At 39.3% G+C, this 1,149-nt stretch carries 1 protein-coding gene; it reads left to right on the forward strand.

Annotated features, from left to right (window positions below; translation table 11 throughout):
* The first annotated feature begins 651 nt into the window (after positions 1-651).
* Entirely contained in the window at positions 652-936 is a 285-nt protein-coding gene (locus F6K49_RS51455) for a hypothetical protein (protein WP_293110684.1), read from the forward strand.
* Positions 937-1,149: the final 213 nt, after the last annotated feature.

Below are 1,149 nucleotides of genomic sequence, written 5' to 3' on the forward strand. Positions count from 1 at the left end.
TAGCTGGGGTAATGGAGAGAAGGTTTTTTTCAGGTTAACAATACCTTTTTATTAGCAAAAATCTCCCTATCTCCCTATCTCCCTATCTCCCTATCTCCCTATCTCCCCAGAAATCCATTTTAGTCCGACAATGAAACAGCCCTGCTTGATCAGGTCGGTAATGCTGGGATTGCTTTTAGCTTTTGCCTTCATCAATCACTTGATAAACTGTTGCGCATTTACATTGGATATTATTCAGTCAGAAAAAAAACCGTCAAACCCTCTCCACTGCTCCCCTGCTATCAGAACAATAGAATTTAAATAAAGACTAGCTTACCAATTTGGGAAATTACGGCTGCACATCAACTTCATATCCTCATCACCCCATCGCCCCATCGCCCCATCGCTCCATCTGCATATGTAGTCTAGCTTTGAAGAATTGGTATGACTTTATGACACACATTATGCACTACATTGTGTAGTTCTAAAAGATTACGAATTTTGAGGATTTTGCAATGGGGCTTACGCCGCCGCCTGAAGGGCTAATCACAAATCCCTGGCTAAACCTGAGTATTTATACTTATGCTGAAAAGTCAGGATGAGCATTACATATATTACTTAATGTAATACAAATTGAAGTTTGTTCAAAAATAAACGGTGCTACATTAAGTAGTGTTAAAAAATCACCCATCCTTGCTCCAAGCAGATGGAATAAAAATTCACAAAAATTTACATAACTATAAAAACTTTGGTTCGACTAGTGATAAGCATTGGGTTATCCCCAAATGGGCTGATAAGCGACACGCTGATAGCGTCCGTCAAAAGCTCAGTCCCAAATTCGGTCACCTTCCCTGGTTTATCGAGATTTGCGGCTATAATGAAAAGGCGGTGAGGGGGGACCCAGAGATGAGGAGTGTGTATGAAAATTTGTTTCAACACTGGCAACTATGCAATTAAAATGCACAACAGCTTAATTGCACAACTTAATTGCACAACCCAAGTAGGAGGTTAGTCACCTTAATGTCTATGTTATCATAAAAGGTGAGTATAGGTATCGGTTGCAGTTTTTGTTTTCAGTGTTGACAGGTTTCTTCTGTTTCATATTGCTAAGCATGCCTCCGAAATTTCTATCTCTACATAAATCAAATTTTGGAGATATTGTATGTCTGT

It is taken from the genome of Moorena sp. SIO3I6 (assembly GCF_010672095.1).